23 protein-coding genes are annotated in these 26,474 nt (G+C 65.2%); 9 read left to right on the forward strand and 14 right to left on the reverse strand.

What is annotated here, in order from left to right:
- From SE92_RS13490 to ltnD, 5 genes are all read right to left on the reverse strand, one after another.
- Positions 1-2,053: methyl-accepting chemotaxis protein (locus tag SE92_RS13490; protein ID WP_084251805.1), on the reverse strand; the 2,053-nt coding region annotated here is incomplete at its 3' end.
- A 178-nt stretch (positions 2,054-2,231) separates the two neighbouring features.
- Positions 2,232-3,923 (reverse strand): methyl-accepting chemotaxis protein, encoded by a 1,692-nt coding sequence (locus tag SE92_RS13495; protein ID WP_063196145.1) that lies wholly within the window; start codon positions 3,921-3,923, stop codon positions 2,232-2,234.
- Between the two features lie 169 nt (positions 3,924-4,092).
- Positions 4,093-5,379 carry a 3-oxo-tetronate kinase gene (gene otnK, locus SE92_RS13500; RefSeq protein ID WP_063196146.1) on the reverse strand — a complete coding sequence of 429 codons (1,287 nt, stop codon included), beginning with the start codon at positions 5,377-5,379 and terminating at the stop codon, positions 4,093-4,095.
- Positions 5,376-6,158, reverse strand: a complete 783-nt coding sequence (gene otnI / locus SE92_RS13505) for a 2-oxo-tetronate isomerase (protein ID WP_063196148.1) — start codon at positions 6,156-6,158, stop codon at positions 5,376-5,378. Before otnI ends, otnK begins: the two co-directional genes overlap by 4 nt.
- A gap of 14 nt (positions 6,159-6,172) precedes the next feature.
- Positions 6,173-7,090, reverse strand: coding sequence for an L-threonate dehydrogenase (ltnD, locus tag SE92_RS13510; protein ID WP_063196150.1), 918 nt, complete (start codon positions 7,088-7,090; stop codon positions 6,173-6,175).
- Positions 7,091-7,195: 105 nt separating this feature from the next.
- On the opposite strand from ltnD, the gene otnC reads away from it, so the two are divergent.
- A complete protein-coding gene (gene otnC, locus SE92_RS13515; protein ID WP_063196152.1) occupies positions 7,196-7,882 on the forward strand; it encodes a 3-oxo-tetronate 4-phosphate decarboxylase in 687 nt (228 codons plus the stop codon).
- Between the two features lie 151 nt (positions 7,883-8,033).
- Here the strand turns inward: otnC and SE92_RS13520 are convergent, their stop codons facing one another.
- The 6 genes from SE92_RS13520 to SE92_RS13545 all read right to left on the reverse strand — a co-directional run bounded on the left by SE92_RS13520 (position 8,034) and on the right by SE92_RS13545 (position 13,635).
- Positions 8,034-8,738: an ABC transporter ATP-binding protein gene (locus tag SE92_RS13520; protein ID WP_063196154.1), complete on the reverse strand. Its 705-nt coding sequence runs from the start codon at positions 8,736-8,738 to the stop codon at positions 8,034-8,036.
- Complete coding sequence (locus tag SE92_RS13525) at positions 8,722-9,453, reverse strand: ABC transporter ATP-binding protein (RefSeq protein WP_063196156.1); 732 nt, start codon at positions 9,451-9,453, stop codon at positions 8,722-8,724. The genes SE92_RS13520 and SE92_RS13525 overlap by 17 nt, the downstream gene beginning before the upstream one ends.
- Entirely contained in the window at positions 9,450-10,433 is a 984-nt protein-coding gene (locus tag SE92_RS13530; RefSeq protein WP_063196158.1) for a branched-chain amino acid ABC transporter permease, read from the reverse strand. The genes SE92_RS13525 and SE92_RS13530 overlap by 4 nt, the downstream gene beginning before the upstream one ends.
- Positions 10,433-11,311: a branched-chain amino acid ABC transporter permease gene (locus tag SE92_RS13535; RefSeq protein WP_063196160.1), complete on the reverse strand. Its 879-nt coding sequence runs from the start codon at positions 11,309-11,311 to the stop codon at positions 10,433-10,435. Before SE92_RS13535 ends, SE92_RS13530 begins: the two co-directional genes overlap by 1 nt.
- A 174-nt stretch (positions 11,312-11,485) precedes the next feature.
- Positions 11,486-12,730: an ABC transporter substrate-binding protein gene (locus SE92_RS13540; protein WP_063203507.1), complete on the reverse strand. Its 1,245-nt coding sequence runs from the start codon at positions 12,728-12,730 to the stop codon at positions 11,486-11,488.
- Positions 12,731-12,819: 89 nt separating this feature from the next.
- The gene (locus tag SE92_RS13545) at positions 12,820-13,635 is read right to left on the reverse strand and encodes a putative hydro-lyase (protein ID WP_063196162.1); all 816 of its coding nucleotides are present in this window, start codon (positions 13,633-13,635) and stop codon (positions 12,820-12,822) included.
- A gap of 119 nt (positions 13,636-13,754) precedes the next feature.
- Between SE92_RS13545 and SE92_RS13550 the strand changes: the two genes are divergently transcribed.
- The 4 genes from SE92_RS13550 to SE92_RS13565 are packed head-to-tail and all read left to right on the forward strand — an operon-like array spanning position 13,755 to position 17,964.
- Positions 13,755-14,672, forward strand: coding sequence for a LysR family transcriptional regulator (locus SE92_RS13550; RefSeq protein WP_063196164.1), 918 nt, complete (start codon positions 13,755-13,757; stop codon positions 14,670-14,672).
- Between the two features lie 32 nt (positions 14,673-14,704).
- Positions 14,705-15,955: a Zn-dependent hydrolase gene (locus SE92_RS13555; protein ID WP_063196166.1), complete on the forward strand. Its 1,251-nt coding sequence runs from the start codon at positions 14,705-14,707 to the stop codon at positions 15,953-15,955.
- 12 nt (positions 15,956-15,967) lie between these two features.
- Positions 15,968-16,879 carry an NAD(P)-dependent oxidoreductase gene (locus SE92_RS13560; protein ID WP_063196168.1) on the forward strand — a complete coding sequence of 304 codons (912 nt, stop codon included), beginning with the start codon at positions 15,968-15,970 and terminating at the stop codon, positions 16,877-16,879.
- Between the two features lie 11 nt (positions 16,880-16,890).
- Positions 16,891-17,964, forward strand: coding sequence for a malate/lactate/ureidoglycolate dehydrogenase (locus SE92_RS13565; RefSeq protein ID WP_063196170.1), 1,074 nt, complete (start codon positions 16,891-16,893; stop codon positions 17,962-17,964).
- Positions 17,965-18,171: 207 nt separating this feature from the next.
- On the opposite strand, the gene SE92_RS13570 is transcribed toward SE92_RS13565, so the two are convergent.
- On the reverse strand, positions 18,172-19,245 hold the full coding sequence (locus SE92_RS13570) for a tartrate dehydrogenase (protein ID WP_063196172.1): 1,074 nt from the start codon (positions 19,243-19,245) through the stop codon (positions 18,172-18,174).
- A 156-nt stretch (positions 19,246-19,401) separates the two neighbouring features.
- Here SE92_RS13570 and SE92_RS13575 point away from each other — a divergent pair, with 156 nt between their 5' ends.
- On the forward strand, positions 19,402-20,178 hold the full coding sequence (locus SE92_RS13575; protein ID WP_063196175.1) for an SDR family oxidoreductase: 777 nt from the start codon (positions 19,402-19,404) through the stop codon (positions 20,176-20,178).
- A gap of 112 nt (positions 20,179-20,290) precedes the next feature.
- Positions 20,291-21,709 (forward strand): amidase, encoded by a 1,419-nt coding sequence (locus SE92_RS13580; protein WP_063196177.1) that lies wholly within the window; start codon positions 20,291-20,293, stop codon positions 21,707-21,709.
- A 152-nt stretch (positions 21,710-21,861) separates the two neighbouring features.
- On the opposite strand, the gene SE92_RS13585 is transcribed toward SE92_RS13580, so the two are convergent.
- Both SE92_RS13585 and SE92_RS13590 read right to left on the reverse strand, forming a co-directional pair.
- Positions 21,862-22,968: an amino acid ABC transporter permease gene (locus SE92_RS13585; RefSeq protein WP_063196179.1), complete on the reverse strand. Its 1,107-nt coding sequence runs from the start codon at positions 22,966-22,968 to the stop codon at positions 21,862-21,864.
- A 2-nt stretch (positions 22,969-22,970) separates the two neighbouring features.
- Positions 22,971-24,155, reverse strand: coding sequence for an amino acid ABC transporter permease (locus SE92_RS13590; protein WP_063196181.1), 1,185 nt, complete (start codon positions 24,153-24,155; stop codon positions 22,971-22,973).
- An 86-nt stretch (positions 24,156-24,241) separates the two neighbouring features.
- On the opposite strand from SE92_RS13590, the gene SE92_RS13595 reads away from it, so the two are divergent.
- Complete coding sequence (locus SE92_RS13595) at positions 24,242-25,114, forward strand: MurR/RpiR family transcriptional regulator (RefSeq protein ID WP_063196183.1); 873 nt, start codon at positions 24,242-24,244, stop codon at positions 25,112-25,114.
- A gap of 3 nt (positions 25,115-25,117) precedes the next feature.
- Positions 25,118-26,467, forward strand: a complete 1,350-nt coding sequence (locus SE92_RS13600; protein ID WP_063196185.1) for an aspartate aminotransferase family protein — start codon at positions 25,118-25,120, stop codon at positions 26,465-26,467.
- The last annotated feature ends 7 nt before the right edge of the window (positions 26,468-26,474 follow it).

Here is a 26,474-nt window from a genome sequence, read left to right on the forward strand (position 1 = left end):
TATTGGAGGAAACCTGCTGAGTTCCCTGCGCCGCCTGCTGCACGTTACGGGCGATCTCCTGGGTCGCCGCGCCCTGCTCTTCCACCGCCGCCGCAATTGTCGATGAGATTTCCGACAGACGCTCGATGGTCGAGGAGATCTCCTTGATGGCGCCGACCGAATCGTTGGTCGCCACCTGGATGCCGGAAATCTGCTGGCCGATCTCCCCGGTTGCCCGCGCGGTCTGCTCGGCGAGGGCCTTCACCTCGGAAGCGACCACCGCGAAGCCACGGCCGGCTTCGCCCGCACGCGCCGCCTCGATGGTGGCGTTCAAGGCCAGCAAATTGGTCTGGCCGGCGATGGTGTTGATCAGTTCGACGACGTCGCCGATGCGGGCGGCGGCCTTCGACAGCTCGCTGACACGCTCGGTGGTGGCGCGCGCCTGGCCGACGGCATCGTTCGCCATCCGCGCCGATTCCTGCACCTGGCGGCTGATCTCCCCCACCGACGAGGCCATCTCCTCGGTCGCCGAAGCGACCGATTGCACGTTGCCCGAAGCCTGGTCGGACGCGGCAGCGACGACGGAGGCGAGCTGTTGCGCCCGCTCGGCGGTCGAGCTCAGCGATCCCGCCGAGCTCTCCAGCGCGCCGGATGCGGCCGAGACCGTCTCCACGATGCCGCCCACCTGTGCCTCGAAGCTGTCGGCCAGCTCGTTCATGCTGCGCTTGCGCTCGCGATCGGCAGTGGCCTGGTCCTGAGCGCGCTGCTCGATGCTGCGCTTGATGTCACCCTGCATCGAACTCAGCGACGTCGCGAGCCTGCCGACCTCGTCGGCCTGATCGATCTCGAGCTGTTGGTTGAAATCGCCCTTGGCGATACCGTCGGCGAAATTGGCGCAATCCTGGATCGGCCGCGCGATCTTGCGTGCGGCGAACGAGATCAGGAAGATCGCCGCCAGCACGATGACGAGGCCGACACCGAGCTGCCAGAACGTGCTGGATGTCGCACGGGCGCTGAGCGAGGCATCCAATTGCCGTGCGGAGGCCAGCACGACGTCGCGCGGGATCGAGATCACGACCGACCACGCGTTCTCGGTGAGCCCGAAGCGGATCGGCGCATAGATGTCGATATTGGCGAACTTCGGATCGTCCTGCACCGTGCTCTTGCCGGCCTTGACGATGGCGAGGCTCTCGCTCCAGCGCGGATCGGCTTCCGACGCGTTCTTGCCGATCACCTCCTGGTTTGCGCTGTTGGCAACGATCAGGCCGGTGTCGTTGAGGATCGCGACCTTGCCCTTGCCCTCGAACAGCGAGCCGTTGATCTTGAGGGCGAGCTTCTGCACGAAGTCGAGATTGTAGTCGGCGCCGGCGACGCCGCGGAACTTGCCGCCGATCACGACCGGCACCGACATGGTCGCCAGGAACACCGCCTTGCCCTGAACGATGTAGGGCAGCGGGCCCAGGATGTTCTCCTTACCCGTGGTATTCGGATTGATGTACCAAGCGCCCTTCACCAAGCCGTTGGGATGCCGCTCGCTGCTGTCGTACTCGACCAGCGGCTGGACCGCGATATCGCCGTTGGCGTTGCGCGTCCAATACGGCAAGAAGCGGCCGGTGTTGTCCGATCCGACCTCCTTGCGCCCCTTGAACGCCGCGTCATCGCCATCCAGCGCGCCCGGCTCCCAGGCCGAGTAGGTGCCGTTGAAGGCGGGGTTGAGTTCGAGCACGTGACGCAGGAGCGCGTTGAACTGGGCGCGCCGGGCCGCGACCGGGGTACCGGTCTTCTCGTCGGCCAGGGTCGCGAAGGCATGCGCTGTGGTGCGCGCAGCATCAAAGCCCACCTCGAGCTCGGCCTTGATCGCGTTGGCTTCGGCGGAGGCCCGGTTCATCAGGCTCTCCTTGGTCTGGCGGTCGACCAGCTGCATGACCTCCTGGGTCACGTACTGGTTCATGCTCTGCGCCGAGAAAACCCCGTAGCCGATCAGCACAACGCAGGTGACCGCGAGGCAGAGGCCGGCGATCAGGGCGATCTTCAATTGGATGGAACGAATGGCGGAAAATGAAAGCAGCTGCACGATTGAGCCTCCGAAAAACTGCGCCGAGTTAAGGTTCCCGGAGTTCGGAACCCGTAAAGATTTGGAACCGTACGACCCACGTGAAAAATATCTCATGAGAGGCCGATAGCGGCGCCTAAAGCAAAAGAGCGGCGCCGATGGCGCCGCTCTCGCGTAGTCCGATACCCGTCGCAGAAGGTCAGGCCGCGCGGACGTTGGTCAGGAACTTGCTGACCTCGTTCTTCAACCGGCCGGAATCGTTGGACAGCATCTGGGCCGCCGATAGCACTTGCGAAGAAGCCGTGCCGGTCTCGGTCGCGCCACGCTGCACGTCGGTGATGTTGGAGGAAACCTGCTGGGTGCCCTGCGCCGCCTGCTGCACGTTGCGGGCGATCTCCTGCGTCGCCGCGCCCTGCTCTTCCACCGCCGCTGCGATCGCCGAGGAGATCTCCGAGAGGCGCTCGATGGTCGAGGAGATCTCCTTGATGGCGCCGACCGAATCGTTGGTCGCGGCCTGGATGCCGGAGATCTGCTGACCGATCTCGCCGGTCGCCTTCGCGGTCTGCTCGGCCAGCGCCTTCACCTCGGACGCCACCACCGCGAAGCCGCGGCCGGCCTCACCGGCACGGGCGGCCTCGATGGTTGCGTTCAGCGCGAGCAGGTTGGTTTGGCCGGCGATGGTGTTGATCAGCTCGACGACGTCGCCGATGCGGGCGGCGGCCTTGGACAGTTCGCTGACGCGCTCGGTGGTGACGCGCGCCTGGCCGACGGCATCGCCCGCCATCCGCGCCGATTCCTGCACCTGACGGCTGATCTCGCCGACCGACGAGGCCATTTCCTCGGTCGCCGAGGCCACCGACTGCACGTTGGTCGAGGCTTCCTCCGAAGCGCTGGCAACCGTCGTCGCCAGCCTCTGGGAGCGGTCGGCGGTCGAGGTCAGCGTCGAGGCGGAGGCCTCCAACTGGGTCGACGCCGACGACACGGTCTGGACGATCTCGCCGATCATGGTTTCGAAGTCGCGGGTGATGTTGTCGACGCGGCGGCCGCGCTCGATCTTGGCTTCGGCATCCGCGGCCGCAGCCTCGTCCGCGGCCTTCTTGGCGATCAGCGCCTCCTTGAAGATCTGGAGCACGTCGGCCATGGCGCCGATCTCCGTCTTCTCGCCGCGATGCGGGACCTCGGCGGAGAGGTCGCCGTTGCCCAGCGCCTGCATCGGCTCGATGATCGAGTTGATGCCCTTCGAGACGTCCTGGACGAGATAGAAGCCGACGCCCATGCCGATGACGACGGCGACGCCGAGAATGACCGAGACCAGCATGAAGGCAAAGGCGTAGCTGTCCGCGGCATCCTGCGCCGCCTGATCGCCGCCCTTGTTGTTGAGCTCGATGTCCTTCGTCAGGACCTCATCCGACGCAAGACCGATCTTGTTGACCGTCTTGGTGTTCAGCTCCTGCGCCTCGTGCGGAACCTTGCCGGCCTCCTTGCGCGAGAGCGACATCACCTCCTCGGTGCCCTTCTTGTAGTCGTTCCAGAGTTTTGACCACTCGTTGTAGAGCGCACGCTCCTCCGGGGAGCTGATCATCGCCTCGTAACGAGTGCGGATCTTGGCAAGCGCCTCGATCACTGTCACAGCCGTCTTTTCGTTGGCGAGTTTCTCGTCCAGCGTTTCCGAAAGCATGTGCTGGCGGACCACATTGCGGTAGGTGATGACGCTCGCCCGAAGTTCGCCGAGCACCCGCACGCTGGGCATCCAGTTCGTGGTGATGTCGACGGTGTTGGCATTCATCGACCGCATCTTCGTGATGGCGAGCAGGCCCATACCGGCCATCGCGACCAGCAGGAACGCCACGACACTGATGATCTTGGCGCGGATGGAAATGGTGGCGAGCATAATCGGGTCTCTTTGTGCTGGCGCGGCACGCGCATGCTGAAGTTACGAATCAACCAAAGGGAGCAGCACCGACATCCAACACCAGAGCACCTGAGCAGACGTTAACTACGACTCCGTATGAGTACGGAAACCCGAAATATGTGAACAGGCAGCTAAAAATGCCCTGCGTTCAGCGCATGAGCCTCAGCGCGTCGGAGAAAAACTCGGCGCCGCCGAAGTTTCCGGACTTCAAGGCGAGCAGCATGTCGGCTTTGCCGCCCACCGAATGAAGCACCGGGACGCCTGCCGCGATCTCGACTCCCACGAGAAATCCGGGGATCTTCAACCGATCCACCACGGCACCGGACGTCTCCCCGCCGGCGACGACCAGCCGCTGGACGCCTGATTTTACGAGGTTTTCTGCAATATCGGCCATGGCCTGCTCGATCGCGTGGCCGGCCGCGTCACGGCCGTGGCGCGCCTGCAATGCGGCAACCTGGTCGGGCGTGGCACTTGAGGCAATGAGCACGGGGCCCTCCGCAAGCCGCGACCTCGCCCACTCCAGCGCGCGCTGTGCTTCGCCGCCCCCCGTAATGATACCGTCCGGATCGAGGTGTAACACCGGCATGACCCGTTCGGCGTTGGCGATCTGCTGAAGCGTGGCCTGGGAGCAACTGCCGGCGAGGCAAGCCGCCGGTCCGCCGACGGCGGCGCCGGTCTCGCCGCTCGCCTTGGCTGCTTTGACTTTCCCCGTCGACACCAGCGCGCGCGCAAGCCCGAGGCCGATGCCGGAGGCGCCGACCGACAGACGATGTTCGCTGGCCACAAGGCCGATGGTCTCGAGGTCGCGGTCGAACACGGCGTCGATGATGGCCGCGCCGACGCCCTTGCTGGCGAGCTCGGCCAGCCGCGCCCGCACGGCATCGGCTCCGCGCGTCACGGTGGCGAGGTCGATGAGACCGATTTGCGTCCCGCTCTGGCGCGCGAGCACGCGCACCAGATTGGAATCATGCATCGGGTTGAGCGGATGATCCTTCAGCGGGCTCTCGTTGAGCGGCACGGCGCCGACGAACAAATTGCCCTGGTACACGGTGCGGCCGGTCTCCGGAAAGGCCGGCGTCACCAGCACGTTCGCCTCACCGCAATCGGCGCGGAGCGCGTCCATGACGGGGCCGATATTGCCCGCATCGGTGGAATCGAAGGTCGAGCAGATCTTGAACAGCACATGACTCGCGCCGCGGCTGCGCAGCCATTTGTCCGCCGCGCGCGAACGCGTGACGGCAAGGCCGGCCTCGATCGAGCGGCTCTTCAGCGACACCACGACGGCATCGACCTCGGGCAGCGCGAGATCGTCCGGCGGCACGCCGATGGTCTGCACGGTGCGCAGGCCCGCGCGCGTCAGCGTGTTGGCGAGATCGGATGCGCCGGTGTAGTCGTCGGCGATGCAGCCAAGAGCAATGTTCGCTGCAAGTGTCACGGCTTCACTCCAGCGTAGGGCTTGAACCAGGCAAGGCCGTCGGTGGTCTTGCCGCGCGGATTGTACTCGCAGCCGACGAAGCCGGCATAGCCGAGACGATCGAGTTCAGCGAACAGGAACGGGTAGTTCAGCTCCTCGCCGTCGGGCTCGTTGCGCGAGGGGATGCTGGCGATCTGGATATGGCCGATGATCGGCATCATCTCGCGCAGCCGCATGGTGACGTCGCCATGGATGATCTGGCAGTGATAGATGTCGAACTGGAGCTTGAGGTTCGCAAGCCTCAGCTCCTGGATCAGGTCGCGCGCGAAGCCGAAATCGTTGAGGAAGTAGCCGGGCACGTTGCGGGCGTTGATCGGCTCGATCACGATGTCGATGCCGTGCGGTGCGAAGAATTCCGCGGCCCATGCCACCGACTTGTAGAACGCCTCGATCGCGACGCGCTCGCCGCGGTTGGCGATGCCTGCCATCAAATGCAGGCGCTTGACGCCGGTCGCCTTGGCGTAGGGCAGCGCCGTCTCGAGGCTCGCCTTGAGATCATTGAAGCGCGCGGGCAGCGCCGCAAAGCCCTTCTCGCCGGCATTCCAGTCGCCCGGCGGCAGGTTGAACAGCGCCTGGGTCAGGCCGTTGCGCTTGAGCCGCTCGCCGACCGCCTCGGCGGGATGATCGTACGGAAAGAGAAACTCAACCGCGGTGAAGCCGGCTGCAGCGGCGGCATCGAAGCGATCGAGGAACGGCACCTCGGTGAACATCATCGAGAGATTGGCGGCAAAACGCGGCATGGGAGTCCTCTTGCTTACTTGTCGCCGGGCAGCTTCACGCCGGTGACCTGCGCATACATCCGCGCCACCGACGCGTCGTCGTCGCGGCCCATGCCGGCTGCTGATGTCATCAGGAACATCTGGAGCGCGGCGGCGGAGACCGGCACGGGGAATCGGGCGCTGCGCGCCATGTCCTGGATGATGCCGAGGTCCTTGACGAAAATCTCGACGGCGCTACGCGGCGTGTAATCGCCGTCCAGCACGTGCGGCATGCGGTTCTCGAACATCCACGAATTGCCGGCGGACGCGGTGATCACCTCATAGACCTTGCGGATGTCGAGGCCCTGCTTGGCGGCAAACGCCATCGCCTCCGACGCGGCGGCGATATGCACGCCGGCCAGCAGCTGGTTGATCATCTTGAAGGCGGCGCCTTGGCCGGCGGCATCACCCAGCTCGTAGAGCTTTGCGGCCATGGCATCGAGCGCGGGCCGTGCTTTCGCAAAGGCCGCGGCACTGCCGGAGGCCAGAATCGTCAGCTCGCCTTGCGCGGCGCGCTGTGCACCGCCGGAGATCGGCGCATCGAGATAATGCCGGCCGGTCGCCTCGAGCTGCTTGGCGAGACGTCGCGCCACATCGGGGTCCATGGTGGCGGAGGAGACGAACACACTGCCCTTCGGCATGGTCTCGGCGGCGCCGTCCTTGCCGAACAGGATCGTCTCGGTCTGCGCGGCATTGACGACGACGCTGACGACGATGTCGGCGTCCTTGGCTGCCTCGGCGGGCGTCTTTGCTCCCGCCCCGCCCTCCTTCACGAAACGCGCCACGACGTCAGCCGAAACATCGCAACCGGTGACCGCGTGGCCGGCGCGCTTCAGCGAGGTCGCCATGCCGTACCCCATCGAGCCGAGCCCGATGACGGCGATGCGCTGATTTTGTGGCGTGGAGGCGGACATGCAACTAACCCTTGCGAACGTTTCCTGGACGGCCGGCCTTTGCGGCGGGCTCGACGAACCGATAACACGGCTTGGTCGCGCTGCCAAAGCGTGAGACAAAGGGGCATGACGGCCATGAGGAACGAGACGAGCAACGAAACGAGGCTGCGCGAAGACATCTGCCGCTTCGGACGGTCCCTGTTCGAGCGTGGGCTGACGCCGGGCTCCTCCGGCAATATCAGCGTCAGGCTGGACGGCGGCGGCTGGCTGGTGACGCCGACCAACGCCTCGCTCGGTTTCCTCGATCCGGCGCGGCTGTCGCGCCTGGACGATCAGGGCCGGCTGGTTTCAGGCGATGCGCCGACCAAGGAAGTTCCGCTGCACACCGCGCTTTACGACACACGCGGCAGCGCGAAGGCGATCGTGCATCTGCACTCCACCCATTCGGTCGCGCTGTCGATGCTGCCCGAGATCGACCCGCGCGCAGCGCTGCCGCCGATGACGGCCTATTACCTAATGAAATGCGGCGCCACCGCGCTCGTGCCGTATTATCGGCCCGGCGATCCCGCGGTGGCCGATGCGATCAAGGGATTGGCGGGAAAATACTCATCCGTGCTGCTCGCCAATCACGGCCCTGTCGTCGCAGGTGACACGCTGGAAGCGGCGGTGTTCGCGACCGAGGAGTTGGAGGAGACCGCGAAGCTGTACCTGCTGCTGCGCGGGATGAACCCGCGGTATCTCTCGCCGGAGCAGGTGACCGATCTGGTGAAGGTGTTCGGGGTGACACTGCCGGAGCATGGGCACGAACATTGAACTCGTCCACCACTGTCATTCCCCGCGAAGGCGGGGAATCCAGTACGCTGCGGCTTATCCGTATCTCGTTGGCGTCTCGGAGCACTGGATCGCCCGCCTTCGCGGGCGATGACAGCGAGTATGTTGCGCGAGCGGGCCTAACACTCTACCGCTACAGTCCCAGATACGCCTTGCGCACGTCCGGATTGCCCCTGATCTCAGCCGCCGGGCCCTGCATCAGCACGCGGCCGGTTTGCAGGATGTAGGCGCGGTCGGCTATCTCCAGGCACTCGGCCATGCGCTGCTCGACGATCAGCACGGTCATGCCGGCATCGCGGATGCGCAGCACCGCCTGGAAGATCTCGTCGACCAGTTTCGGCATGATGCCTTGCGAGGGCTCGTCCAGCATCAACAGCCGCGGACGCGTCATCAGCGCGCGGCCGATGGCGAGCATCTGCTGCTCTCCGCCGCTGAGCGTTTCGGCGCGCTGATCGAGGCGCTCGGCGAGCCGCGGGAACAGCTGGAAGACGAGATCGAGCGGTCCCTCGCGGTCGGCTTCGCCGCGGTAGAGATAGCTGCCGAGGCGTAGATTGTCGCGCACCGACAGGCGCGGAAACAGGCGGCGGTTCTCCGGCACATAGGCGATGCCGGTGGCGGTGATGTGATGCTGCGCCATGCCGTCGAGGCGCTTGCCGTCGAAGGTGACGCTGCCCGAACGCGGTCGCTCGGCACCGGCGATCGACTTCAGCAGCGTCGACTTGCCCGCGCCGTTGGCGCCAGCGACGCAGACGATCTCGCCCTTGGTGACCTCGATACTGACCGCGGAGATCGCGACCAGACCCTGATAGGCGGTCGTGACTTCACGCACCGACAGCATGACGATCTCCCAGATATGCCTTGATCACCTTGGGATCGCGGACGACATCGTTTGGCTTGCCCTCGACCAGCACCTTGCCGAGGTCGAGCACGATAGCGCGGTCGACCAGCGGCATCACGATCTCCATGACGTGCTCGACCATCAGCACAGTGATGCCGGCATCACGCACCTTGCGCACCAGCGCCACGCCGGTCTGCGCCTCGGTCGGCGTCAGGCCGGTGAGGACTTCGTCGAGCAGCAGCAATTTTGGCTCGGTCGCGAGCGCGCGCGCGACTTCAAGGCGGCGCTTCTCGGCCGGCACGAGGTCGCTGGCGAGCACGTGGGCGCGGGCTGCAAGGCCGGTGAACTCCAGCACTTCAAGCGCCTTGCGGCGCGCCTCGCGCATCACCGTGTTGCGCACCAGCGCACCGACGATGACGTTGTCGATGACGGTCATGGTCTCGAAGCTCTTGACCACCTGGAAGGTGCGCCCGACGCCGCGCTGGCAGCGCTCGGCCGCCGGCATGCGGGTGACGTCCTCGCCGTCGAACAGGATCGAGCCTTGCGTCGGCGGCAAGACGCCGGCGATGAGATTGAACAGCGTCGACTTGCCGGCGCCGTTCGGGCCGATCAGGCCGACGATCTCGCCGCGGCCGACCGAGATCGAGACGTCGCTGTTGGCGACGAGGCCGCCGAAGCGCTGCCAGACGCCGCGGGTTTCGAGAAGCGGGGTCATCGTGTGGCTCCCGTCTTCTTCGGGCGTGAGAACAGGCTGAGGAGGCCCCGCGGCAAGGCCAGTGAAATCAGCACGATCAGCGTGCCATAGACGATGAGGTCGACACCACGCCCCGAGCCGCCGAACTTGAAGCGCGTCAGCTCCGTCAGCGGGATCAGGATGGCGGCCCCCAACACCGGCCCCCACAAGGTGCCGATACCGCCGAGCACCGCGGGCAACGCCATCAGCAGCGAAAACTGGAAGCCCATGACGCTTTCTGGATCGATGTAGGAGACGAACTGGGCGTAGAAGCTGCCGCCGATGGCGACCAGGAAAGCGGAGACTGCCGCTGCACCCATTTTGGAATTGAACACGTCGACACCGAGGCTCTCGGCCGCGTCCGGATTGTCCTTCACCGCGCGCCACCAGAAGCCCCATTTGGAGTTTTCCAGCCACCAGGTGACGAACCAGGCGATGCAGCACAGCGCCAGCGCGAAATAGAAATACGGCAGCTTGGTGCGCAGGAACTGGAATTTCAGCCAGCTGTCGCCGCGGATCGGAATGGTGATGCCCATCGCAGCGCCCGCCCATTCCCAATTGTGGAACAGCAGCAGGCCGATTTCGGCGATGACGATGGTGGCGATCACGAAGTAGTGGCCGCGCAGGCGGAAGAAGGGATAGCCGAGCCCCATCGCGATCAGCGCCGACACCACGCCGCCGGCCAGCATGCCGAACCAGGGCAGCACGCCGAACTTCGTGAACAGCAGCTCGGTGGTGTAGGCCCCGAGGCCGAAATACAGCGCGTGCCCGAGCGAGATCTGCCCGCAATAGCCGGACAGGATGTTCCAGCTTTGCGACAGTCCCGCATACATCAAGGTCAGGATCAGGATGTTCTGGACGACGACGTCCTTCACGAACAATGGCGTCGCTGCGGCAATCGCGGCGAGCACCGCGGCGATGATGAGGTCGCGGCGGCGCCGCGCTGCAAATTCCTTGTCCATCAGATCGATCCGAACAGGCCGCGCGGCCGGATGAAGACGACCAGCAGATAGACCGCGTAGATGCCGACCGATTTCAGCGAAGGCGGCAGCACCAGGGCGGTGGTGGCTTCGACGAGGCCGACGATGATGCCGCCGGCAAAGGCGCCGAACACGCTGCCGAAGCCGCCGAGCGCCACCGTGACATAGGCGATCAGGGCAAAGGACGCACCGACATCAGGGTAGATGTAGAAGAAGCTCGCCATGATCGCGCCGGCGAGACCAACCAGCGCGGCGCCAAGGCCCCAGCCGAACGCAAACACGCGGTTCTTGTCGATGCCGACCAGCGCGACCGCACCGGGATCTTCGCGCGTGGCTTCCAGTGCGCGGCCGAAATCGGTGCGGTGGATGAAGAAATAGAGGCCGGCAAAGGCGAGGATCGAGACCAGCGCGCCAACCAGCTGCGGCTCCGGCAGGAAGATGCCGGCAATCGAGATGGTCTTACCGCCGAGCCAGGAATGGGGAATGCTGCGATAGTCCGGCGTGAAGAAGAACTGCGCGAGGCCGCGCATGACGATGGCAAGGCCGAAGGTCGTGAAGATCTGCACCATGCCGGCATTGGCCTTGGCCCGCATGGCGAAGCGTACAATGAGCAGGTAGACAACCGCTCCGAAGATGAAGAGCGCCGCGGCGACCAGCGGCGCCGACAGCAAGGGGTCGATGGCGAAGAACGCGAACAGGAAGAAGGACAGGTACATCGCGATCATCAGGAACTCGCCATGGGCGAAGTTCGTGACGTCCATCAGGCCGAAGATCAGCGCGAGGCCGACGGCGATCAGTCCGTATAGCAGGCCCATGAGCAGGCCGCTTGCGAGACTTTGGATAATGGCTTGGGCTGTCAAAAGTCGTCCCCCGTTCGAAACGTCACAACAGGTTTCGTCATTGCGAGCGAAGCGAAGCAATCCAGAAATGTTTCCGAGGAAGCAGTCTGGATTGCTTCGTCGCTTCGCTCCTCGCAATGACGATGTGGGAGCAGCTTGCTTCCCACAGCGCCTGCTCCGCTGTCCCCGCAGCGCTTACTTCATCGGCCAGATCGCCTCGGCGATCGCGGCCTGCGGCGGGAAGATGGTGACGAACTTGCCGCCGACATATTGCAGCAGCACCGGGTCGGCGTCGTTGTTCTGGCCCATCTCGTCGAACTTGACGCGCTTCCAGGGCATGATGGTCTGCTCGCCCGGGATGTCGGTCGCCGCCAGCGCATCGCGGATCTTCTCGCCGTCGGTCGACTTGGCGCGGCTGATGGCGTCGGCAAGGATGATCAGGCCCATGAACTGGCGCGAGGTCAGATCGTTGAAGTCCTTGCCCGAGCGCGACTTGAACATCTCGTTGATCTTGCCGACCATCGGGCGCTTCTGCGCGAGGTCGAGCGAGAAGGTGCCGCGCGAGATCACGCCTTCGAGCTTGTCGCCGACGGCATCATAGAGCGCCTTCTCGGAGAAGCCGGCGTCCTGCGCCACGATCGCGTTCGGCTTGTAACCGAGCTCGGCCATGGTCTTGACCAGCAGGATGCCGTCGGTGGTGTAGCTCGAGGGCATCAGCACGTCGGCGTTGGCGGACTTGAGCTGCTGCACCTCGGCCGAGAGCGAGGGCGAGTTGGCGCGATACTTGATGTCGGTGACGATCTTATAGGCACGTTCGCCGGCGATCTTGGCCTGGGCGTTGCCGGAGTCGGTGCCGAAGATGGTGTCCTCGTGGAACAGCGACAGCGTCTCGATCTTGGTGCCCTTCTTCTTCATGGCATCGAAGAAGTCGAACATGGCGGCCGAGTACATCTCGTCATGCGGCGCGGCGCGGAAGTAATATTTGAGGCCGCGGCGATGCAGGCTCGGCGAGGAATTGTCGGCGGAAACGAACGGGACCTGATAGCGCTCGCAGATCTGGCTGACGGTGACGGCGACGGCGCTCTGATAGGTACCGATGATGGCGCTGACCTTCTCCTGCGTGATCAGGCGCTCGGCCTCGGCGCGGCCCTTCTGCGGATCGGCCTGGTGGTCGGCGAACACGAGGCGGATCTTTGCGCCGCCGAGGCCCGGCAGGCCCTCGCCCTTCGCCAACGGCAGGTCGAAATCGGTGTCCTTGTTGATGACCTCGAGCGCGGTCTCATAGGCCTTCTGCGCGTCGACGCCCTGCTGGGCGCTGCCGCCGGAGAACGGATAGATCACGCCGATCACGACTTCCGAAGTCTGTGCGCGTGCAGCGAGCGGCACCAGCGCAGCGGTGGCGGTGGCACCTAACAATACGTCGCGGCGAGTGATCGTCATGGCAGAGTCCTCTGTGACTGAATTTCGGTTGATCGAATGAAGCGATTGATGGATGCGGTAAAGCTCGAAGAAGCAGCAAATGCTGCCCACTAAATCACGGCCATGGTCCTGTTCTTGAGATCCGTCACCAGCATCAGGCCGGGCGAATGCGTGATCGCGAACGGAAGCTTCGCGGCGTTGATCACCGATTGCGGCGTAACCCCACAGGCCCAGAACACCGGGATCTCGTCGTCGGCGACGGGCACCGGATCGCCGTAGTCGGGCTTGGCGATATCCTTGATGCCGATCAGATGCGGATGGCCGAGATGCACGGGCGCGCCGTGCACGGCGGGATAGCGCGAGGTGATCTGCACCGCGCGGATCGCATCCGCCGGCTTGAACGGGCGCATCGACACCACCATGGGACCTGCGAACGGCCCCGCCTCGCCGCAGGCGATGTTGGTGCGGTACATCGGCACGCGCACGTTCTTCTCGATGTGGCGGATCGGCATACCCTCGTCGAGCAGCGCCTCTTCGAACGAGAACGAGCAGCCGAGCACGAAGGTGACGAGATCGTCGCGCCAATGTTTGGTGACGTCGGTCGGCTCGTCCACGACCTCACCGTCGCGCCAGACCCGGTAGCGCGGCACGTCGGTGCGGATGTCGAGATCGGCACCGAGCGAGGGGATGAAGGGACTGCCGACGTCGGACATGCCGATGATCGGGCACGGCTTCGGATTGAGCTGGCAGAAGCGGTGAAAGGCGCCGGCATATTCCGCCGGCAGGATCGCCAGATTGCCCTGCACGAAACCGGGGGCGACGCCGGCGGTGGAGGCGACCAGCCCCTCGCGGTAGGCGAGCCGGGCCGTGCGGCTCGGGAGGGCGTCGGGCGTTTCAGTTTGCTGCGCTGCCACCAAAACAGTCATGTATTCGACCTGCCTATAAACTCGACAAGGACAAGCCAACACCAAGCGTGCTATAAAGTCTAATCGTCGTTTCTAATCAATCTCGATAAATCTAATTTATCGATTGGGAAATCCTTCCAATGCTGGACTTCAGGTCGATCGAGACATTCCTCTGGGTTGTTAAGCTCGGCAGCTTCCGCGGCGCTGCGCAAAGGCTCAACACGACCCAGCCGGCGATCTCCCAGCGCATCGCCCAGCTCGAGCGGGAGATGGGCGTGAAGCTGCTCAACCGCGATCATCGCGTCGCCTCGCCGACGCCGAGCGGCCGGCAGATGATGGTCTATGCGGAGAAGCTGATCGGCCTGCGCGCTCAGATGATGGCGGAGATCGGCGACCGGTCGGCGATGCGCGGGGTGATGCGGCTCGGCGTCGCCGAGACCATCGTGCACACCTGGCTGCCGCGCCTCGTAAAGAGCGTGAATCAGGTGTATCCGAACCTGTCGCTGGAGATCGAGGTCGACATCACGCCGAACCTCACCGCGCGCCTGCTCGCACAGGAGATCGAGCTTGCGTTCGTCGTCGGCCCGCTGTCCGCCTCCGGCGTGCACAACCGCGTGCTCGCCGATTATCCGATCGGCTTTCTCGCAAGCCCCTCGCTCGGCCTCGGCAACGGCCCGGTGACGCCGGCGGATCTCGCGCGATTTCCGATCATCACCTTCCCGCGCAAGACCAAGCCCTACGAGGTCGTACGCGAGGTGTTCGACCGGCCGGAGCTGCCGCCGATCCGCCTGCACGCGTCCGCTTCGCTGGCGACGGTCATCCACATGGCGGTGGAAGGGCTCGGCGTTGCCGTGATCCCCGACGCCATCGTCGAGAACGAGCTCGCCGACGGGCGGCTGCAACTGCTCGACACCGATCTTGCCATCGCGCCGCTGACCTTCACCGCAAGCTGGCTCGCCTCTCCCGACGTCGTCGCCGTGGAGCGCGTCGCCGAGCTGGCTCGGCAGATTGCGCAGAGCAGCCTCGCGGTTGACGCGCCCGCGCTGGCGGGTCATTGAAAAAGGCGCCGGACAATCGAGAGAACGAACGCATGAGCCGAGCCGCCACCAATTTGCAAATCGATTCCGCCCGCCTCTGGGGCTCCATCCACGAGACCGCGCAATTCGGCGCGACGGCCAAGGGCGGCGTGCGGCGGCTGACATTGAGTGCCGAGGATAAGCAGGTGCGCGACTGGTTCCGCAAGGCCTGCGAGGACGCCGGCCTCGAGGTGCACACCGATGCGCTCGGCTCCCAGTTCGGCCTGCGCAAGGGGCGCGACATGTCGAAGCTCCCGGTCGGTATCGGCTCGCATCTCGACACCCAGCCGACCGGCGGCAAGTATGACGGCATTTTGGGGACGCTCGGCGCGCTGGAAGTCATCCGCACGCTGAACGATGCCGGCATCGAGACCGAGGCGCCGATCTGCGTGGTCAACTGGACCAACGAAGAGGGCTCGCGCTTCGCACCGGCGATGATGGCCTCCGCGGCTTATGTCGGCGACTTCACTACCGACGACATTTTGTCGCGCAAGGATATTGATGGCACGACCGTCGGCCAGGCGCTCGACAGCATCGGCTATCGCGGCGACAAGCCGGTCGGTTTCCAGAAGCTCGGCTGCTTCGTCGAATTGCACATCGAGCAGGGCCCGATTCTGGAAGCGGAAGGCAAGACCATTGGCGTCGTCGATTCCGGACAGGGTGTCTTGTGGTACGACGGCAAGATCTCCGGCTTCGAGAGCCATGCCGGCTCGACCCCGATGCCGCTGCGCCGCGATGCACTGGCTACGCTGTCGGAGATCGTGCTGGCGATGGAGGCGATCGCCAGGAAGCACGGGCCGAACGCGGTCGGCACCATCGGCGAGGCCGTGATCGCCAACCCCTCGCGCAACGTCATTCCCGGCGAGATCGCCTTCACCGTGGACTGCCGCAGCGCGGACGGCACGATCATGGATGCGCTGGATCGCGATCTGCGCGCTGCCATTGCCGAGATCTCCGCGCGCCGCAAGGTCGAGGTCAAGATTGATCTGGTCTGGCGCAAGCCGCCGACGCATTTCGATCCCAAGCTGATCGCAGCCGTCGAGAACGCCGCAAAGACGCTCGGCTATTCCTCGCGGCGCATCACCTCCGGCGCCGGCCACGACGCGTGCAACCTCAACACCAAGATGCCGGCGGCGATGGTGTTCGTGCCCTGCAAGGACGGCATCAGCCACAACGAGCTGGAAGACGCAACACAGGCCGACTGCGCCGCGGGCACCAACGTTCTCATGCACACCGTGCTGGCGATCGCCGGCGTCGCGTCCTGACCGGAGAGAGCCATGCGCGGAGTATTCGTCGACGCCAACGAAACCTTGGCCGTGATCATGGAGCGGTTGACGAAGCCGGGTGATCCCGGGGTGCGGATCCACAGGAATCCCGATATCAAGCCCGAGCAATACCCTGAGATCCTCGATGGCGCCGAAATCGCGATCGTCGACCACACGGCACTGCCGACCGAAATCGCAAAGAAGTGCACCGGCCTCAAGCACGTCGTGTTCCTCGGCACCGGCGCGCGCAGCTACATGAATCCGGAAGAACTCGCCGATCTCGGCATCTCCGTGCATCTGATCAAGGGTTACGGCGACACGGCCGTGGCGGAATCCGCGATCGCGCTGATGTGGGCCTCGGCCCGCGTCATCGCGATGATGGACCGCGAGATGCGCGCCGGCAACTGGCTGCGCGAGGACGGCATGCAGCTCACCGGCAAGACGCTCGGGCTGATCGGCTTCGGCGGCATCGCCGCGGAGGTCGCGCGCATTGCCTCGGGCAGCGGCATGAAGGTGATCGCCTGGAACAGGTCACCGAAGAGCCATCCGGGCGTCGAGTTCACCGATCTCGACACACTGCTGGCGAAGAGCGACGTGGTGTCGCTGCACCTGCTGCTCAACGACGAGACGCGCGGCATGATCACGCGCGAGAAGATCGGCAAGATGAAGCCGGGCGTCATCTTCGTCAACACCGCCCGCGCCGCGATCGTCGACGAAGCGGCGATGATCGACGCGTTGAAGTCCGGCCACATCCGCCATGCCGGCCTCGACGTGTTCAACACCGAGCCCCTGCCCGGCGATCATCCGCTGACGAAGATTCCGAACGTGACGCTGTCGGCGCATTCGGCGTTCCGCACGCCCGAGGCCAGCGAGAACCTGATCGAAGCGGCATTGGTTCATTGCCGCCGGATCGTGAAAGGATAAGAGCAACAACAATGGCCGACTATCGCATCATCAAGGCAGACCCGCTCACCAAGGCCATCCATGCCATCGTCAAGGCCGGCGGCTCTTCCGACCGCGAGGCCGAGCTCGTGTCCACCAATCTCGTCGAGGCCAACCTCAAGGGGCACGACTCGCACGGCGTCGGCATGATCCCGCGCTATGTCCAGAGCGTCACCAATGGCGGCCTCGCCGTGAACGCGCACGTCAAGACCGTGCTCGACACCGGTCCGCTGCTCACCCTCGACGGCCTCACCGGTTACGGCCAGGTGATCGGCCATGAGGCGATGGAGCTCGCAGCCGAGCGTGCCAAGAAGAGCGGCGTGTGCCTCGTCGGCCTTTCCAATTCGCATCACATCGGCCGCATCGGCCACTGGGCCGAGCAGTGCATCGACCACGGTCTGGTCTCGATCCACTTCGTCAACGTGATCTCGCGCCCGATCGTGGCACCCTGGGGCGGCAGCGATGCGCGCCACGGCACCAACCCGTTCTGCGTCGGCATTCCGCGCAGGGGTAAGGACCCGATCGTGCTCGACTTCGCCACCAGCAAAATCGCGCAAGGAAAGACGCGCGTCGCCCACAACAAGGGCGTCGAGCTCGAGCCCGGCACCATCATCGACAATGAGGGCAACCCGACCGTCAATCCGCGCTACTCCGTGATCCCGCCCTACGGCGCCATCCTTCCCTTCGGCGAGCACAAGGGCTCGGGGCTTGCGCTGGTGTGCGAAATCCTCGGCGGCGCGCTCTCCGGCGGACAGGTCGTCAAGGGCCCGTCCGACGGCAAGCACAACGTCCTCAACGGCATGCTCTCGATCGTCATCGATCCCGCCAAGCTCGGCACCGGCGAGAACCTTGCGCGCGAGGTCGAGAGCTTCGTCGCCTGGCACACCGGCTCGCCGCCCGGCCCCGGCGTCGACAAGGTGAAGATTGCAGGCGAGCCCGAGCGCGAGACCAAGACAAAGCGCCTCGCCGAAGGCATTCCGGTCGACCCGACCACTTGGCGGGAGATTCTGGAGGCCGGAAAGAAGTTCGGGCTCGATCCGGCGGCGATCGAGAAGATCGCAGGCTGAACGGCTCAACGCTCAACGCGCGCCTTCCTTCTCCCCTTGTGAGAGAAGGTGGCGCGAAGCGCCGAATGAGGGGTTCTCACCGCGAGCAACGCTGGTTGGGCAGAGGTCGGTGCCTGCGGAGACAGGCCCCTCACTTGTCTCGCCGCTCCGCGGCGAGCCGCCCTCCCCCACAAGGGGCCCACAAGGGGAGAGGGCAAGAACTCGGCCTCAATCCACCATATCCGCGACCGCCTTGCCGCATGCCGTTGTGTCCGCATTGCCGCCGAGGTCTTTGGTCCGCAGCGTGCGCTCGGCGAGCGTACGCTCGATCGCCTCGACGATAGACTTGCCGGCTTCCTTCTCGCCGAGATGCTCAAGCATCATCGCGCCCGACCAGATCGCGCCGATCGGGTTGGCAATGCCCTGGCCGGCGATATCGGGCGCCGAGCCGTGCACCGGCTCGAACACCGAGGGGAAATCGCCCTCGGGATTGATATTGCCTGACGGCGCGATGCCGATCGTTCCGGTGCAGGCCGGGCCGAGGTCCGACAGGATGTCGCCGAACAAATTGGAGCCGACCACGACGTCGAACCAATCCGGGTGCAACACGAAGTTCGCGGTGAGGATGTCGATGTGATACTTGTCCCACTTCACGCCGGGAAACTTCTTGGCCATCGCCTCCACGCGCTCGTCCCAATAGGGCATGGTGATGGAGATGCCGTTCGACTTGGTCGCCGAAGTCAAATGCTTCTTCGGCCGCGACTGCGCGAGCTCGAAGGCGAACTTCAGGATGCGGTCGACGCCGGTGCGGGTCATCACCGTCTGCTGCGTCACGAACTCGCGGTCGGTGTCGGGGAACATGCGGCCGCCGACGGAGGAATATTCGCCTTCGGTGTTCTCGCGCACCACCCAGAAATCGATGTCGCCGGGCTTGCGATTGGCTAGGGGGCACGGCACGCCGGGCATCAGCCGTACCGGACGGAGGTTCACGTACTGATCGAACTCCCTGCGAAATTTGATCAGCGAGCCCCAGAGCGAAACGTGGTCCGGAATCTTGGCCGGCCAGCCGACCGCGCCGAAATAGATCGCATCGTGCTTGCCGATCTTCTCCTTCCAGTCGTCCGGCATCATCTGGCCGTGCTTCTCGTAATAGTCCCAGGACGAGAAGTCGAAATGGTCGAAATGCAGGGCGACGCCGTGCTTCTTCGCCGCAGCCTCCAGGACGCGCAGGCCCTCGGGCATCACTTCCTTGCCGATGCCGTCGCCGGGAATGACTGCGATCCGGTATTGTTTCTTGCTCATCGAGAACGTCCCTTTTTGGTCCGGCAGCCGCCGCCTTTTTTGACCGCACTGCAATGGACCAAACGCGTCGGCAGTGCAACGCTGCACTGCAATGTTGACCGTGGCGCGGTGAGGCGCCTACTGGTTTGATCCTGTTCCTACCTGCGAGTATCTCTCATGGATCTGCATCTGCGTGGCAAGCGCGTCCTGATCACGGGCGCGTCCAAGGGCATTGGCGCGGCCGCCGCCGAGGCGTTCGCCGAGGAAGGCGCGCATCTCCTGCTTGCCGCCCGTAGCGGCGACCAGCTGAAGGTGCTGGCCGACCGATTGCGTTCCGCGCACCAGATCGATGCCGCAACGAGCATCGTCGATCTGCGCAAGGAAGAGGACGTCGCGCGGCTGGCGAAAGAAGCCGCCGACATCGACGTGCTCGTCAACAATGCCGGCGACATCCCCGGTGGCTCGATCGACAAGATCGACGAAGCGACCTGGCGCCACGCCTGGGAATTGAAAGTGTTCGGGTACATCAACCTGACGCGGCATATCTACGCGCAGATGAAGGCCAGAGGCGGCGGGGTCATCGTCAACGACATCGGCGCCGCCGGCGAGAAGTTCGACGCGAATTACATCTGCGGCAGCGCCGGCAATGCCGCGCTGATGGCCTTCACCCGCGCGCTCGGCGGCAAGAGCCTCGCCGACAACATCCGCGTGGTCGGCATCAATCCCGGCCCGGTCGGCACCGATCGCCACGTCACGCTGCTCAAGACGCGGGCCAAGCACCAGTTCGGCGACGAGAGCCGCTACAAGGAATTCCAGAAGAGCCTGCCGCTCGGCCGTCCCGCGCATGCGCGTGAGATCGGCGACCTCATGGCGTTCCTGGCGTCGGATCGCGCCGGCTATACGTCGGGCGTGATCTACACGGTGGACGGCGGCATCAGCGCCGGCTGGGGTTAACTTTATCCTCGTCATTGCGAGCGCCGCGAGCCTCTGTAGCAACCAGTCTGGATTGCTTCGTCGCTTCGCTCCTCGCAATGACGAACCAAGAATAGGCACAGGAGTAAAATAATTGTCTCAAGACCTGATCCGCGAAACCGCATGCGCCGTCGTCGACAAGCTGCGGTCCGGCGACATCTCGCCGCTCGAGCTGCTCGATGTGGTCGAGAAGCGCGTGAGAGAGGTCGATGGCAAGGTCAACGCCCTGCCGACGCTTTGTTTTGACCGCGCGCGGGACAGCGCCAAGGCCTTGATGCGAAAACCCGCCGGCGCGCGCGGGCTGCTTGCGGGCCTGCCGGTGCCGATCAAGGATCTGACCGATGTTGCGGGCGTCTTGAACACGCAGGGCTCGCCGATCTTCAAAGACAACATTCCCGCCAAGTCCGACCTCATGGTCGAGAATCTCGAAGCCAACGGCGCGGTGGTCTACGCCAAGTCCAACACGCCGGAATTCGGCGCGGGCGCCAACACGTTCAACGAAGTGTTCGGCGCGACGCTCAACCCCTGGGACACGACGAAATCCGCGGCGGGTTCTTCCGGTGGCGCTGCGGTGGCGCTGGCCACCGGCATGGCCTGGCTGGCGCAGGGCTCCGACATGGGCGGCTCCTTGCGCAGCCCCGCCGCGTTCTGCGGTGTCGTCGGCATGCGGCCGAGCATCGGCCGCGTCGCCCATACCCCGAAATCCGGTATCGATCGTAATCTCGGCGTGGTCGGCCCGATGGCGCGCAACGTCGAGGACCTCGCGCTGCTGCTGGACGCCATGAGCGGCGATTACGCCGACGATCCGCTGTCGCTGCCGGCGCCGGCGACCTCGTTCCTGTCGGCGGCCCAAGCGGGCAGGAAGCCGAAGCGCATCGCCTATTCACCGGATCTCGGCATCACCCCGGTCGATCCCGAAGTGAAGGCCATCACGCGCAAGGCTGCCCAACGCTTTGCCGAGGCCGGTGTCATCGTCGAGGAGGCGCATCCGGACTGGCGTGAGGCGCATGAATGCTTCCACGTTCTGCGCGCCTTCGATTTCGCGATCACCAAGGCCAATCTGCTGCGCACGAAGCGCGACCTGCTCAAGCCCGAGGTGATCTGGAACATCGAGGAAGGCCTCAAGCTCACGGTGGAGCAGCTCGCGCGTGCCCAGGCGCAGCGTGTCGACATGACGGCCCGGGCGGTCGAGTTCTTCAAGACCTACGATCTCTTGCTGACACCGACTACGATCGTGCCGCCCTTCCCGATCGAGCACCGCTATGTCGCCGAATGCGCCGGCAAGAGGTTCGACAATTACGTCGAGTGGCTCGGCATCGTCTATGCCATCACACTTGCATGCTGCCCCTCGCTGTCGCTGCCGTGCGGCTTCACGGCATCAGGCCTGCCGGTCGGCGTGCAGGTCGTCGGCGCACCGCGCGCGGACGCGCAGGTGATTGCCGGGGCGAAGGTGCTGGAGGATATTTTGGGCCTGCGCGGCACGACGCCGATCGATCCGAAGGTGAAGCAATAACTCCCCTCTCGTGCCCCGGACGCGGCGCAGCGCCCCTTCGGCGGTGCGCTGCAGAGCCGGGGCCCATCCCTCCACGACTTCGCTTGCGGCTCTGGGTCCCGGCTCTGCGGTGCAGCGCTAGGGCGCCGCACCTTGTCCGGGACACGGGACCGTCACCCTCCCCTCGCCGCCTCCAGGCTGCGGCTGTAGCGCGACATCGCAAAGCAGAAGATGAAATAGATCGCGGCGACGAAGATGTAGATCTCGACCGAGAATTGCTGCCAGGCGGGATCGATGATCGCGGTCTTGGCTGTCGTCAGCAGGTCGAAGATGCCGATGATGAGGACGAGGCTGGTGTCCTTGAAGAAGGCGATGAAGGTGTTGACCAGCGGCGGGATGACGTGGCGGATCGCCTGCGGCAGCACGATCAGCCGGTGCTTGCGCCAGTAGGACAGCCCAAGCGCATCCGCGGCCTCGTATTGCCCGCGCGGCACGGCCTGAAGGCCGCCGCGGATGACCTCGGCGAGATAGGCGCCCGCGAACAGGATGATCGCCACCTGCGCGCGCAACAGCTTGTCGATGTTGAATCCAGCGGGCATGAACAGTGGAAACATCACGCTCGCCATGAACAACAGGCTCACCAGCGGCACGCCGCGGATGAGTTCGACGTAGAGCACGCTGAGCGAGCGGATCGCCGGCAGCTTCGAGCGCCGGCCGAGCGCGACGAGGATGCCGAGCGGAAAGCCGAATGCGAGGCCAAACGTCGCCAGGATCAGCGTCACGGGAAGGCCACCCCAGCGGTCCTGCGAGACGAAGGACAGACCGAGCACCCCGCCCCACATCAGTACGCTGATCAGCGCGAGCGCACCGATCCAGAGGAAGACGAGTTCGCGCCGCCACAACGCGCGGCGGGTCGACAGATAGTACAGCGCGATGAACAGCAGCACCGACAATGCCGGCCGCCACTGCTCGTCGAACGGATAGGTGCCGAACAGGATGAAGCGGTATTTTTCGGGAATGATCGCCCAGCAGGCGCCGACGCCACGCACCGCGCGGCAGGCGCTGGAATCGTTCGCCGGCGTCAGCCACACGGCGTTCGCGACGCCCCACTGCACAAAGCTGAAAACGCCCTTGGCAAGAATTGCCAGCAGCACGACCGACAAAATGCCGTTCGGGATCGACGAGAACAGATTGGCGCGAAGCCAGCGCAGCACGGGATTTCCAATCTGCGGACGGCGGGCGCGACGCGGCGCATCGGGGATATCGGCGATCACCGTCATGCTCAGCGCTCCACCAGCGCGATACGCGCATTGTACCAGTTCATGAAGAAGCTGATGGAGAGGCTGATGGTCAGGAACACCGCCATGATCAGTGCAATCGCCTCGATGGCCTGGCCGGTCTGGTTCAGCGTGGTGTTGGCAATCGAGACCACGTCCTGATAGCCGATCGCGACCGCGAGCGAGGAGTTCTTGGTCAGGTTCAGATACTGGCTCGTCATCGGCGGCACGATCACCCGCAACGCCTGCGGCAGGATGATCTGTCGCAACATGAAGCTGCGGCGCATACCAAGCGCATTGGCGGCATCCCACTGCCCGCGCGGCACGGACTGGATGCCGCTGCGCACGATCTCGGCGATGAAGGCCGAGGTGTAAGTCACCAGCGCGATCAGCAGCGCGAAATATTCGGGGGCGAGCGTCAGCCCCCCGACGAAGTTGAAGCCGCGCAACTGCGGCCATTCGATCGTCCAGGACACACCGAGCAGCACGGACACCATCGCAGGCAACGCGACGATCAGGCCGAGCGCGAACGGCCAGGCCGGTCGCGGCTTGCCGTCGCGCAGCTGCTGCACGATGAGCTGCCTCCGGACGAGATAGAACGCGGCGAACCCGAGCAGGGCGGTGGCGAGCACCGAGAGCTGCAGCGGGCCGAGCGGAATGGCCGGCAGGATCAGGCCGCGATTGGACAGGAACACGCCCTCGACCGGCCGCCATGCCGCGCGCGCGGCCGGCAGCGCCTGCATCAGCACGTACCAGAACAGGAGCTGAAGCAGCAGCGGGATGTCACGGAGCGTTTCGACATAGACCGCGGCGAGCCGCGACAGCAGCCAGTTCGCCGACAAGCGCGAGATGCCGATCACCGTGCCCAGGATGGTCGCGAGCACGATCCCGATCACGGCGACGCGAAGCGTATTGCCGACGCCGACGACGAACGCCCAGAAATACGTGTCTCTCGGATTATAGGCCAGCAGGCCGTCGGCGATGGGCATGCCGGCCTCTCGGCCGAGGAAGGCAAAGCCGGTGGTGATGCGGCGGGCCGAAAGGTTGGTGACGGTATTGGACCAGAGGAAGGCGATCACGCCGACCGCGATCCCGACCACCAGGAGCTGCCAGAACAGACCCATCAATTCGTTGCGCCCGGGCGCGAACAAGCGGCGGCGCGGCGGCGGTCTGGGATGATCGGCGGTCACGGCACAAAAATCCTTCTCAAGGCAGCGATTTCCGGCAGCGCACGTCAACTGTTGCACCAAACTTTGTTTCGTGCAACAAATGTTTCATGGTCGAGCTTGCGAAATCCTCGCCGCTGAGCGAACTGCGCATCGCCTTGCCGTCGCTCCCGACGCGGCTGCAGGAGGTCGGACGCTTCGTCGCCGCCAACGACTACGACGCCACCACCCGCTCGATGCGCGATCTCGCCGCGGAAGCCGGCGCCGATCCCACCGCGTTCACGCGCCTCGCCAAGGCGATCGGCTATTCGGGCTGGGACGAGTTGCGCGCCGCATTGACGGAAGCGCGGCGACCGTCGCAGACCTCTCCGTTCTCCGGCCGGGCGAAGAGCCGGCGTCATGGTCCCAATGCCGACGTCGCGCTCGTCACCGACAAGCTCGAAGCCGAAGCCGCCGGCCTTCCGCGCATTCCGGCCCAACCGATTGCGGAAGCCGCCCGCGCGCTGCACGATGCCAAGCGGATCTGGATCGCGGGCTATCGCAGCTGCCGCAGCGTCGCGGAACTTCTGAACTACGAGCTCCGACTGTTTCGTCCCGAGCAGGTGCAGATCGTCGGCACATCCGGTCCGGACGATCTCGACCTCGGCGCGTTCCGTCCTGGCGAAGCCGTCATTGTCGTCGGCTTCCTGCCTTACACGCATGCAAGCGTCCGCGTCGCGCAGGCCGCCCATCGCAGCGGCGCAACCCTGATCGCGATCACGGACAGTCTTTCGGCGCCGATGGCCGAGGGCGCCGACCATTTGCTGCTGTTCGAGGCTGCCTCCTCGCCCGGCTTCTTCCCGAGCCTCACCGGCGCAATCGCAATTGCACAGGCGCTGGCTGCCGTGACGTTCTCGCTCGGCGGCACCGCCGCGAAGAAGCGCCTGGAGACCACCGAGGCGCGGCTTGCCGCCGCCTCCGTCTATGTTTCAGAGAAAGGTTGACCCATGGCCGCCCGCACCAGCCGCGTGCTGCACCGTTCGCTCCGAGAAACGCCGCCCAAGGCGATCGGCGGCGAGGGCGTCTATCTCTTCGCCGAGGACGGGCGCCGCGTCATCGACGCCTCCGGCGGCGCGGCCGTCTCGTGCCTCGGCCACCAGCATCCCCGCGTGATCGCGGCGATGGCGAAGCAGGCTTCGACGCTGGCCTATGCCCACACCGCCTTCTTCTCGTCCGAGCCGGCCGAGGCTCTCGCCGAGACGCTGGTCGGGCACGAGCCGGGTGGCCTCGCCTATGCCTATTTCGTCAGCGGCGGATCGGAGGCGATCGAAGCCAGCATCAAGCTCGCACGGCAGTATTTCATCGAGCGCGGCGAGCCGCAGCGGCAGCATTTCATCGCGCGGCGGCAGAGCTACCACGGCAACACACTCGGTGCGCTCGCCGCCGGCGGCAATGCCTGGCGCCGCGCGCCCTACGCACCCCTGCTCTCGGCCGCCTTCAGCCACGTGACGCCGGCCTTTTCTTATCATGAGAAGCACGACGGCGAATCCGATGTGCAGTTCGTGGCGCGCCTGGCGGCGGAGCTCGAGGCTGAGTTTCAGCGACTCGGACCTGACACCGTCGCGGCATTCCTCGCCGAGCCCGTCGTCGGCGCCACCGCCGGAGCGGTGACGGCGCCCGACGGCTACTTCAAGGCCATGCGCGAGATTTGCGACCGCCACGGCGCGCTGCTCATTCTCGACGAGGTCATGTGCGGCATGGGCCGCACCGGCACCACACACGCCTGGGAGCAGGAGGGCATCGCGCCCGACATCCAGGCCATCGCAAAGGGGCTCGGCGGCGGCTATCAGCCGATCGGGGCCATGCTCGCCAGCGGCAAGATCATCGACACCATCCGTGCCGGCTCAGGCGCGTTCCAGCACGGCCATACTTATCTCGCACACCCGCTCGCCTGCGCGGCGGCGCTCGCGGTGCAGGAGGTGATCCGCGAGGACCGCCTGCTCGACCGCGTGAAGGAGCGCGGCAAGCAACTCGAACAGCGGCTGACCGAGCGCTTCGGCAATCACCGCCATGTCGGCGACATCAGGGGCCGCGGCCTGTTCTGGGCGATCGAGCTGGTCGAAGATCGCGCCAGCCGCGCCTCGTTCGATCCCGCGCTCAAGCTCAACCAGAAGATCAAGGCGGAAGCCTTTGCGAACGGCCTTGGCTGCTATCCTGGCGGCGGCACCGTGGACGGCGTGCGCGGCGACCATGTGCTGCTGGCGCCGCCCTATATCGCCTCCGCGGACGAGATCGACCTGATCGTCGACAAGCTCGGCACGGCCGTCGACAACGTGTTGCGCAGTGTCAATCAGTGAGGGGAGA

This window comes from Bradyrhizobium sp. AT1, assembly GCF_001590795.1.
Lineage (GTDB): Bacteria > Pseudomonadota > Alphaproteobacteria > Rhizobiales > Xanthobacteraceae > Bradyrhizobium.

Excerpts from the sequence above, each read along its gene's own strand:
- SE92_RS13495 (WP_063196145.1), bottom strand. The coding sequence starts at position 3,923 with ATGCTCGCCACCATTTCCATCCGCGCCAAGATCATCAGTGTCGTGGCG.
- otnI (WP_063196148.1), bottom strand. The coding sequence starts at position 6,158 with ATGCCGCGTTTTGCCGCCAATCTCTCGATGATGTTCACCGAGGTGCCG.
- ltnD (WP_063196150.1), bottom strand. The coding sequence starts at position 7,090 with ATGTCCGCCTCCACGCCACAAAATCAGCGCATCGCCGTCATCGGGCTC.
- otnC (WP_063196152.1), top strand. The coding sequence starts at position 7,196 with ATGACGGCCATGAGGAACGAGACGAGCAACGAAACGAGGCTGCGCGAA.
- SE92_RS13520 (WP_063196154.1), bottom strand. The coding sequence starts at position 8,738 with ATGCTGTCGGTGCGTGAAGTCACGACCGCCTATCAGGGTCTGGTCGCG.
- SE92_RS13525 (WP_063196156.1), bottom strand. The coding sequence starts at position 9,453 with ATGACCCCGCTTCTCGAAACCCGCGGCGTCTGGCAGCGCTTCGGCGGC.
- SE92_RS13530 (WP_063196158.1), bottom strand. The coding sequence starts at position 10,433 with ATGGACAAGGAATTTGCAGCGCGGCGCCGCCGCGACCTCATCATCGCC.
- SE92_RS13540 (WP_063203507.1), bottom strand. The coding sequence starts at position 12,730 with ATGACGATCACTCGCCGCGACGTATTGTTAGGTGCCACCGCCACCGCT.
- SE92_RS13545 (WP_063196162.1), bottom strand. The coding sequence starts at position 13,635 with ATGACTGTTTTGGTGGCAGCGCAGCAAACTGAAACGCCCGACGCCCTC.
- SE92_RS13550 (WP_063196164.1), top strand. The coding sequence starts at position 13,755 with ATGCTGGACTTCAGGTCGATCGAGACATTCCTCTGGGTTGTTAAGCTC.
- SE92_RS13555 (WP_063196166.1), top strand. The coding sequence starts at position 14,705 with ATGAGCCGAGCCGCCACCAATTTGCAAATCGATTCCGCCCGCCTCTGG.
- SE92_RS13560 (WP_063196168.1), top strand. The coding sequence starts at position 15,968 with ATGCGCGGAGTATTCGTCGACGCCAACGAAACCTTGGCCGTGATCATG.
- SE92_RS13565 (WP_063196170.1), top strand. The coding sequence starts at position 16,891 with ATGGCCGACTATCGCATCATCAAGGCAGACCCGCTCACCAAGGCCATC.
- SE92_RS13570 (WP_063196172.1), bottom strand. The coding sequence starts at position 19,245 with ATGAGCAAGAAACAATACCGGATCGCAGTCATTCCCGGCGACGGCATC.
- SE92_RS13575 (WP_063196175.1), top strand. The coding sequence starts at position 19,402 with ATGGATCTGCATCTGCGTGGCAAGCGCGTCCTGATCACGGGCGCGTCC.
- SE92_RS13585 (WP_063196179.1), bottom strand. The coding sequence starts at position 22,968 with ATGACGGTGATCGCCGATATCCCCGATGCGCCGCGTCGCGCCCGCCGT.
- SE92_RS13595 (WP_063196183.1), top strand. The coding sequence starts at position 24,242 with ATGGTCGAGCTTGCGAAATCCTCGCCGCTGAGCGAACTGCGCATCGCC.
- SE92_RS13600 (WP_063196185.1), top strand. The coding sequence starts at position 25,118 with ATGGCCGCCCGCACCAGCCGCGTGCTGCACCGTTCGCTCCGAGAAACG.